The organism is Cellulomonas sp. A375-1 (assembly GCF_001040865.1).
Lineage (GTDB): Bacteria > Actinomycetota > Actinomycetes > Actinomycetales > Cellulomonadaceae > Cellulomonas > Cellulomonas gelida.
In genome coordinates this window covers 18,897-27,069 of the sequence record NZ_LFKW01000144.1, presented here as the reverse complement: position 1 = coordinate 27,069, position 8,173 = coordinate 18,897, and the positions used below count along the sequence as shown (strand labels likewise).

Sequence of the window (8,173 nt, the reverse complement as noted above, 5' to 3'; positions counted from 1 at the left end):
CGGGCCGCGGGCGCCCGGATCGCGCCGGGTGGTCGCACGTCGGTGTCCACCGATCGGTGGACACCGACTCCGGTCCTCCGGTGCTTTCCCGGGGGCCGCCGCAGGGCCAGGCTTGAGGCATGACATCAGCACCAGCCGTCGAGGTCAGCGCGCTGCGCAAGGCCTACGGCCACAAGAAGGCGGTCGACGGTCTCGACCTCGTCGTGGAGCAAGGCGAGATCCTCGCCGTCCTCGGCCCCAACGGGGCCGGCAAGACGACGACCGTCGAGATCCTCGAGGGCTTCCGGCACCGCGACGCCGGCGACGTGCGCGTCCTCGGCGAGGACCCTGCCACGGCCGGTCGCGCCTGGCGGTCCCGCCTCGGAGTCGTGCTGCAGACCACCAACGACCTCGCCGAGGCGACGGTCGGGGAGCTCGTCCACCACTTCGCGCAGTACTACCCCGACGCGCGTGACGCGGACGAGGTCATCGACGCCGTCGGGCTGCGCGAGAAGGTGGGGACGCGGTCGCGTCAGCTCTCCGGCGGTCAGCGTCGCCGCCTGGACGTCGCGCTCGGCATCGTCGGGCGGCCCGAGCTGGTGTTCCTCGACGAGCCGACCACCGGGTTCGACCCGCAGGCCCGTCGCTCGTTCTGGGACCTCATCGCACGGCTGCGGGACGACGGCACGACGATCCTGCTCACCACGCACTACCTCGAGGAGGCCGAGCACCTGGCCGACCGCGTCGTCGTCGTGAACGAGGGCAAGGTCGTCGCGCAGGGTGCGCCCGCGGACCTGGGCGGCCGCACCGCACGTCAGGCGCTCGTGCGCTGGACCGCCGCCGACGGTCCGCACGAAGAGCGCACCGACACCCCGACCGCCGTGGTCCAGCGGCTCGCTCAGACGTACGGCGAGGTGCCCGCGCTGCAGGTGCTGCGCCCCACGCTCGAGGACGTGTACCTGGCCCTGATCGGGCGCACGAGCGGGGACGCGGATCAGGACGCCGCGACGGAGACGACGGAGGACGCACGATGAGCACGACGACTCCCGCGCAGCAGCGCGTGAGCGCGACCGGCCCGCTGCCCGGCACGCTGCGTCTGGGCCTCGCCCGCACCCGCTACGAGGTGCGCGGCTTCTTCCGCGAGCGCGACGCGGTGATCTTCATCTTCGCCTACCCGGTGATCATGCTCGCGATCTTCGCGACGGTGTTCGGGCAGGACGGGAACTCGATCGACTTCGGCGACTCCTCGGTACCGTTCGCGCAGTACTTCCTGCCGGGCATGATCGCCACGGGCGTCATGCTCTCGAGCTTCCAGAACCTCGCGATCGCGATCGCCGTGGAGCGCGACGAGGGCGGGCTCAAGCGGCTGCGCGCCACTCCCCTGCCCGCGGCGTCGTACTTCGTCGGCAAGATCGGGCAGGTGCTCGTCAGCTGCGTGCTGCAGGTGACGATCCTGCTGCTCGTGGCGGCGCTCGCGTTCGACGTGCCCATGCCCGACAGCTCGGCCGCGTGGGCCACGTTCGCGTGGGTGCTGCTGCTCGGCACCGCGACGGGCGCCGTGTGCGGCGTCGCGTTCTCGTCGGTGCCGCGCAGCGGACGGTCTGCGAGCGCGGTCGTCACGCCGATCGTCCTGGTGCTGCAGTTCATCTCGGGCGTGTTCTTCCAGTTCGACCAGCTCCCGTCGTGGATGCAGCAGGTCGCGTCGGTCTTCCCCCTCAAGTGGATGGCCCAGGGAATGCGCTCGGTGTTCCTGCCCGACGAGGCTGCTGCGCTCGAGGTGAGCGGGACGTGGCAGCACGGCGCGATCGCGGCCGTCCTGCTCGCGTGGCTGGTCGTCGGGCTCGTCCTGGGCGCTCGGTGGTTCCGGTGGCGCCGACGGGACGACGGCTGACGTGCAGCATCGCGTGGGCTCCGACCTGGCAGGCTTGTCCGACGTGAGCACGGACAACGCGGTCGGCGGCCGGGCGGAGTTCTGGCGCGGGTCGATGCGCGCGTGGGACCTCGCGTTCTGGATCCTGGTGGCGATCAGCGCCGCGTTCGCCGTGCCGACGGCCGAGTCGGCGGGCGCTGCGCTCGCCTCGCTCGCCGGCTTCGTCGTGCTCGTCGTCGCCTACCAGCTCCTCGGACGACGCGGCGCCCGCCTGGCCGACGCCCGCCTGACGCAGTCCTATCTCGGGGTCCTCGTGCTGGTCACGACGTACGAGACCGCGGCCGTCCAGATGGGCATCGTCCTGCTGTTCATCGCGTACTCCCACATCTGGTTCTTCGCGCTCTCCCGGTGGCAGGGGCTCGCGTGGACCGTCGCGCTGACGCTGGGGATCATCGGCGCGACCGCGCTGCAGGTCGAGGCCACCCCCGCCGACCTGCCGCAGATCGTCGGTCAGGCCACGGTGGGGCTGCTGTTCTCCATCGCGCTCGGCCTGTGGATCACGCACGTCTCCGAGCAGAGCGAGGTCCGCGCCGAGCTGCTCGAGGACCTGCGCGCCACGCAGGCCGCGCTCGCCGCGAGCCACCACGCCGAGGGCGTGCACGCCGAGCGGGCGCGGCTCGCGCAGGAGATCCACGACACGCTCGCCCAAGGGTTCACGAGCGTGGTCATGCTCGCGCAGACGTCGTCGGCCGAGCTCGATGCGGGCCGGGCCGAGCAGGCTCGCGAGCGGCTCGCGCAGATCGAAGCGGTCGCACGCGACAACCTGGCCGAGGCTCGCGCACTCGTCGCGGCCTTCTCCCCGCCCGCGCTCGACGACGGCCTGGCTGCCGCGCTGCGCCGGCTCGGCGACCAGCTGCACACGCAGACGGGGCTCGAGGTCACGGTCGACGCCCACGACGTCGAGGTCCCGCAGGACGTCGCGGTCGCGCTGCTGCGCGCCGCGCAGGAGTCGCTCGCGAACGTGCGTCGGCATGCCGACGCGCGGCACGTCCGGCTCGCCCTGCACCATGCGTCGGCCGGCACGCCCGGCGCGAGCACCGACGCGGGCGGCGACGCTCGTGCGAGCGTCGAGCTCGAGGTCGTCGACGACGGCCGTGGCGTGCGCGAGGACGACGTCGAGGGCACCGGGCTGCGCGGCATGCGCGAACGCGCCCGCGTGGTCGGCGGCGACTTCCGGATCGACGGCACGCCCGGGGCCGGGACGCGCGTCACGATGCGCCTGCCCGTGCCGCACCAGGACGCCAGGACGGAGACGCACGCATGACCATCCGTGTCGTGATCGCGGACGACCACCCCGTCGTGCGCTCGGGGCTCGCCGGGCTGCTGGGGGTCGAGCCCGACGTCGAGGTCGTCGGCGAGGCGTCCGACGGCGAGGAGGCGGTCGCCCTCGCGCACGCGCTGCAACCCGACCTGGTCCTCATGGACCTGCGGATGCCGCGGCTCGACGGCGCGGGCGCCACCGCGCGGCTGGTCGCCGAGCTGCCGAGCACGCGCGTGCTCGTCCTGACGACGTACGAGACCGACGCCGACATCCTGCGGGCCGTCGAGGCGGGCGCGACCGGCTACCTGCTCAAGGACACCCCGCGCGCCGAGCTCGTCGCGGGCGTGCGCGCCGCCGCCCGCGGCGAGGCCGCGCTGTCGCCGTCGGTCGCGCGGCGCCTGGTGGAGCAGCTGCGCGGCGGCGACGAGCGGCTCACTGCACGGGAGACCCAGGTGCTCGCGGCGGTCGCGCGGGGGCTGTCGAACGCCGCGATCGGCCAGGAGCTGTTCATCGCCGAGGCCACGGTCAAGACGCACCTCCTGCGGATCTTCGCCAAGCTCGGCGTCGACGACCGCACGCGCGCCGTCACGGTCGCGATGGCGCGCGGCATCCTGCCGTCCGGCTGACCGCGTCCCTCGGGACCGCGGTCGGCCGGACGGCGGGCGCCGTCAGTCGATCAGCCTTCGCAGCCGCCCTCGGTCGCGCTGCCCTGCGGCGTGTACGACCACGGCCCGTCGGCGCTCTGCAGCTCGACGCAGAAGTCGGAGCCGTCGTTCGAGCCAGGTACGAACCGCACGGCGCTGACGCCTTCGCTCACCTCGCTGACCTCACGCGAGCCGTCAGGGGTCGTGAAGACGTAGGTGCCGTCCTTGATGCTCAGCGCGTTGGGCGTGAGGTCGCCCTTCGGGTCGATGTAGTACATCGACACCTCGATGCCGAGCGAGAACAGGTCGGACTGCACGGCCCACGCGCCGTCGTCCCAGTCGTCGAGCGCGTCGTCGTCGGCCGGGTCGTCGGCCGTGCCGTCCGTGCCGTCGCCGAGGTCGAGGTCGCCGCTGTCGTCGAGCCAGTCGTCACCCGCACCGCCGGACCAGTCGCCGGACGTGTCGAGCCCGCCCAGCTCGCCGAGGCCGCCCAGCCCGCCCAGTCCACCGAGGCCGGGCAGGCCGGGCACCGCACCGCCGAAGTTCTTCTCGACCCACTCGGGGTCCTCGAACTTGCCCTCGGCCTGCAGACGCGCGCCGTTCTCGCCGATCGTCTCCGCCAGGTGCGCGAGGGTCGCCAGCACCGACACGCGCCAGCCGCCGTCCTCCTTGACCGCGATCAGGCCCCACTCGTCGAGACCGAGCTCGACCAGGCCGGGGGCCGAGTCCTCCAGGCACGCCTTCCGGGGCTCGCCGCCGCTCGGTGCCGTGAGGCACGTGCCCTCGAGCGTGGCCTCCTCACCGTCGGACGTGATGCTGATCTTCTCGGGCAGCAGCAGCGCCCGGCCCGAGCCGAGGTCCTTGGACGTGAACGTCGCGCTGCCCACCGAGACGCCCGAGTCGTCCGAGCCGGTCTCGCCGACCCACTGCGACACGTACACCGAGACGAACCGGCGCTCACCGACCGACAGCGCCTGCGTGAGCGCGTCCAGGTCTCCCGTCGCGAGGGCCGGCAGCGCCTCGACGAACGCCGTGCCCGCGTCCTGCGACGACGAGAAGCCCTTGTCGTCGTCCGACGGCATGGCGCCGCGCTGACCGCCCTGCGCGACGGTCACGTACTCGCCGATCGTCATCAGGGGGCTGACGTACCAGTCGCCGCCCTCCTCGACCGCCATGAGGAACGGCTGCTCCTCGCCGGCCTCGGTGTCCCACGTGAGCTCGTCGGCGCTGACCGACCACGGCAGCGCGGCCTCGAGCTCGTCGACGGCCTCGGCGCGGTCCTCGTCGGACGGCGCCTGCCCGGCGGCCTCGAACACCGGCGCGAACGCGTCCAGCATGAGGTCGGTGAGCTCCTCCGCCTCGCCGTCGACCGTCAGCGTGCCCTCGGCGATGCGCACCTTCGCGAGCCCCTCGTCGACCTCCTCGACGACGAGGTCGAGCCCCTTGAGCTCGACCTGCAGCGCGTCGAGCGCGTCGGCGACCTTCTCGGGGTCGAGGTACTGCTCGTCGCCGCGCAGGTCCCCGAGGCTGTCCATCGCGTCGCCGAAGGACTTCACCTCGGACGGCGCGAGGACGCCGTAGACCGCGACGCCGTCCTTGTCGGCCGCACCCTGCAGCAGCTGGCTCACCGCGGCGTCGGGCGACGACGCCCCGCCGAGCTTGCTCAGGACGGTCGCCCAGGCCGCGTACCCGCCGGCCCCGATGACGACGACCGCGGCGACGCCCGCGCCGACCCACAACCCCGTGCGGCGGCGGCGCGGCTGCTCACCCACGGGCGCGAACTCGCCGGTCAGCGGGTTGCCCTCGGCGTCGAGCGCGCTGTCCTGGCCCCAGGCCACACCGGGCTGGGCAGCACCGGGCTGGGCGTACCCCGGCTGGGCGTACCCCGGCTGGGCGTACCCGGTCGGGACGTGCCCGGCGGGCGTGTACCCCGCCGGGGTCTGTCCCGGCTGCGCCTGGCCGGGCTGCGGGTACCCGCCCGGCGCGTAGCCGGGGTCGGTCACGTACTGCTGGGGCGCCGGGGCCGGCGCGGGAGCCGGCGCAGGCGCCGGTGCGGGGGCGCCCGGAGCAGCGGCCGTACGCGCGGCCACCGCGGCCGCCACGACGGGGTCGCCCTGCGCGGCGAGCCACCCCAGGAGCTCGGGGTAGGCCGCCGGGTGCGCGGCGATGCGCGCACGCAGGTCGGGCCGCTCGGCGGCGAGGCGAGCGAGCTGCGCGGCGGACGTCGACGGGTCGTCGAGAAGCGCGGCAGACGGGTCGTGGTCCATGGAACCCCCAGAGGTCGTCGCGCGACGCCAGGAGGCGACGGCCCGCACATCGTAGGGACCGCGGAGGGGCCCGCGTGCGGGTCTTCCCCAGGTGGACGAGATTTCACCTGGCAGACTGACCGCCGTGCGCGACCTGGCCCTGCTCCCCAAGGCGCACCTGCACCTGCACTTCACGGGGTCGATGCGGGTGAGCACGCTCGGTGAGCTCGCCGCGCAGCACGGCATCCGGCTGCCCGCGGTCCTGCTCGACGCGGACCCGCTGCACGTCCCGGCCGACGAGCGCGGCTGGTTCCGGTTCCAGCGCCTCTACGACGCGGCCCGCGCGTGCGTGCGCGGCGAGGCGGACATGCGTCGGATCATCGCCGAGGCCGCCGCCGACGACGCCGCCGAGGGCTCGGGCCGGCTCGAGATCCAGGTCGACCCGACGTCGTACGCGCCGTTCGTCGGCGGGATCACGCCGGCCCTGGAGATCGTGCTCGACGAGGCACGCGCCGCGAGCGCGCGCTCGGGCGTGGACGTGGGGGTCGTCGTCGCCGCGTCGCGCATGCGGCACCCCCTCGAGGCGCGCACGCTCGCGCGGCTCGCCGCGCGGTACGCGGGTGACGGCCCGGGCGAGGTCATCGGGTTCGGCCTGTCGAACGACGAGCGTCGCGGCGAGACCGCCGAGTTCGCGCCGGCGTTCGCGATCGCCCGACGCGCCGGGCTCGCGTCGGTCCCGCACGGCGGTGAGCTGCTGGGCCCGGCGCACGTGCAGGACGTGGTCACGCACCTGCACCCCGACCGGCTCGGGCACGGCGTGCGCACGGGCGAGGACCCGCGGCTGCTGGACGAGATCGTGGCGTCGGGCGTCGCGCTCGAGGTGTGCCCGGCGTCCAACGTGTCGCTGGGCGTGTACCCGGACCCGGCGTCCGTGCCCCTGCGGACGCTCGTCGCGGCCGGCGCGCAGGTCGCGCTCGGCGCCGACGACCCGCTCCTCTTCCGCGCCAGGCTGCTCGCCCAGTACGAGGCGGCGCGGGACGTGCACGGGTTCGACGACGACGCGCTCGCGGCCCTCGCGCGCTCGTCGATCACCGCGAGCCGCGCGAGCGACGGCGTCCGCGCGCGGCTGCTCGCGGGCGTCGACGACTGGCTGGCGAGCCCGGCGCGCTAGCTAGAGCGTCAGCCCGACGAGGACGGGCTCGGCCTCCAGCGTCACGCCGAACGCGGTGCGGACGCCGTCGCGCACCTCGCGCGCCAGCGTGAGCACGTCCTGGCTCGTCGCCCCGCCGCGGTTGGTGAGCGCGAGCGTGTGCTTGGTCGACAGCGCCGCCGCACCCGGCAGCCCGTGACCGCGCGCGAACCCGGCGTGCTCGATGAGCCACGCGGCGCTCGTCTTGACCAGGCCGTCGCCGGCCGGGAACCGGGGTGCCTCCGCGGGCAGCGCCGCCGCCGCGGCCGACGCGAGGATCGGGTTGGTGAAGAACGAGCCCGCGCTGCGCGTGTCCGCGTCCGCCGGGTCGAGGACCATCCCCTTGCGGCCGCGCAGCTCCAGCACGGCGGCACGCACGTCGAGCAGCGGTGCGCGCTCTCCGACCTCGACCCCGAGGGCGCGGGCGAGCTCGCCGTACGCGATCGGCGCGGACAGCGTCCCCTGGCGCAGCTGGAACGTCACGTCGAGCACCACGTAGCGCGGCGTCGGCCCCCAGGGGGCCCGCTCGTCGGCGGGGTCGCGCGGGTCGCGGCGCGGGTCCTCCGCCGCGAGCAGGGAGCGCTTGAGCAGAGACGTGCGGTACCCGAACCGCAGGTCGACGACCGGGAGCGTGCGCACGCGAGCCCGCTCACGGTCCCACACCCGCACGGTCGCGATCGTCTGCGCGACCTCCTGCCCGTACGCGCCCACGTTCTGCACGGGCGTCGCGCCGGTCGAGCCCGGGATGCCCGAGAGCGCCTCGATCCCGTACAGGCGGTGGCTCGTCGCCTCGGCGACGACGTCGTCCCACGGCGTCCCCGCGGGCACCGTGTACGTCACGCCCGCGCACGCCGAGTGGTCGGGCACGTCGATGCCGGTCCGTACGTCGCGCACGACGACGCCGTCGAACCCCGCGTCGGCGAC

The 8,173-nt window shown here is 74.5% G+C and carries 7 protein-coding genes; 5 read left to right on the top strand and 2 right to left on the bottom strand.

Features of this window, described 5'->3' with window-relative positions:
• Positions 1–119 precede the first annotated feature (119 nt).
• Genes CWIS_RS15570 through CWIS_RS15555 form a run of 4 tightly spaced genes read left to right on the top strand, consistent with a single transcriptional unit; the run spans position 120 to position 3,796 of the window.
• Positions 120–1,013 carry an ABC transporter ATP-binding protein gene (locus tag CWIS_RS15570; RefSeq protein ID WP_048344245.1) on the top strand — a complete coding sequence of 298 codons (894 nt, stop codon included), beginning with the start codon at positions 120–122 and terminating at the stop codon, positions 1,011–1,013.
• The gene (locus tag CWIS_RS15565; RefSeq protein ID WP_048344244.1) at positions 1,010–1,870 is read left to right on the top strand and encodes an ABC transporter permease; all 861 of its coding nucleotides are present in this window, start codon (positions 1,010–1,012) and stop codon (positions 1,868–1,870) included. The genes CWIS_RS15570 and CWIS_RS15565 overlap by 4 nt, the downstream gene beginning before the upstream one ends.
• A 43-nt stretch (positions 1,871–1,913) precedes the next feature.
• Positions 1,914–3,173, top strand: coding sequence for a sensor histidine kinase (locus tag CWIS_RS15560; protein WP_231583939.1), 1,260 nt, complete (start codon positions 1,914–1,916; stop codon positions 3,171–3,173).
• Positions 3,170–3,796 carry a response regulator transcription factor gene (locus tag CWIS_RS15555; RefSeq protein ID WP_048344243.1) on the top strand — a complete coding sequence of 209 codons (627 nt, stop codon included), beginning with the start codon at positions 3,170–3,172 and terminating at the stop codon, positions 3,794–3,796. Before CWIS_RS15560 ends, CWIS_RS15555 begins: the two co-directional genes overlap by 4 nt.
• 50 nt (positions 3,797–3,846) lie before the next feature.
• On the opposite strand, the gene CWIS_RS15550 is transcribed toward CWIS_RS15555, so the two are convergent.
• Positions 3,847–6,081: a hypothetical protein gene (locus tag CWIS_RS15550; protein ID WP_048344242.1), complete on the bottom strand. Its 2,235-nt coding sequence runs from the start codon at positions 6,079–6,081 to the stop codon at positions 3,847–3,849.
• 124 nt (positions 6,082–6,205) lie between these two features.
• Here CWIS_RS15550 and CWIS_RS15545 point away from each other — a divergent pair, with 124 nt between their 5' ends.
• Positions 6,206–7,231, top strand: a complete 1,026-nt coding sequence (locus tag CWIS_RS15545; RefSeq protein WP_048344241.1) for an adenosine deaminase — start codon at positions 6,206–6,208, stop codon at positions 7,229–7,231.
• Here the strand turns inward: CWIS_RS15545 and CWIS_RS15540 are convergent.
• Positions 7,232–8,173: UDP-N-acetylmuramate dehydrogenase (locus CWIS_RS15540; RefSeq protein WP_048344258.1), on the bottom strand; the 942-nt coding region annotated here is incomplete at its 5' end.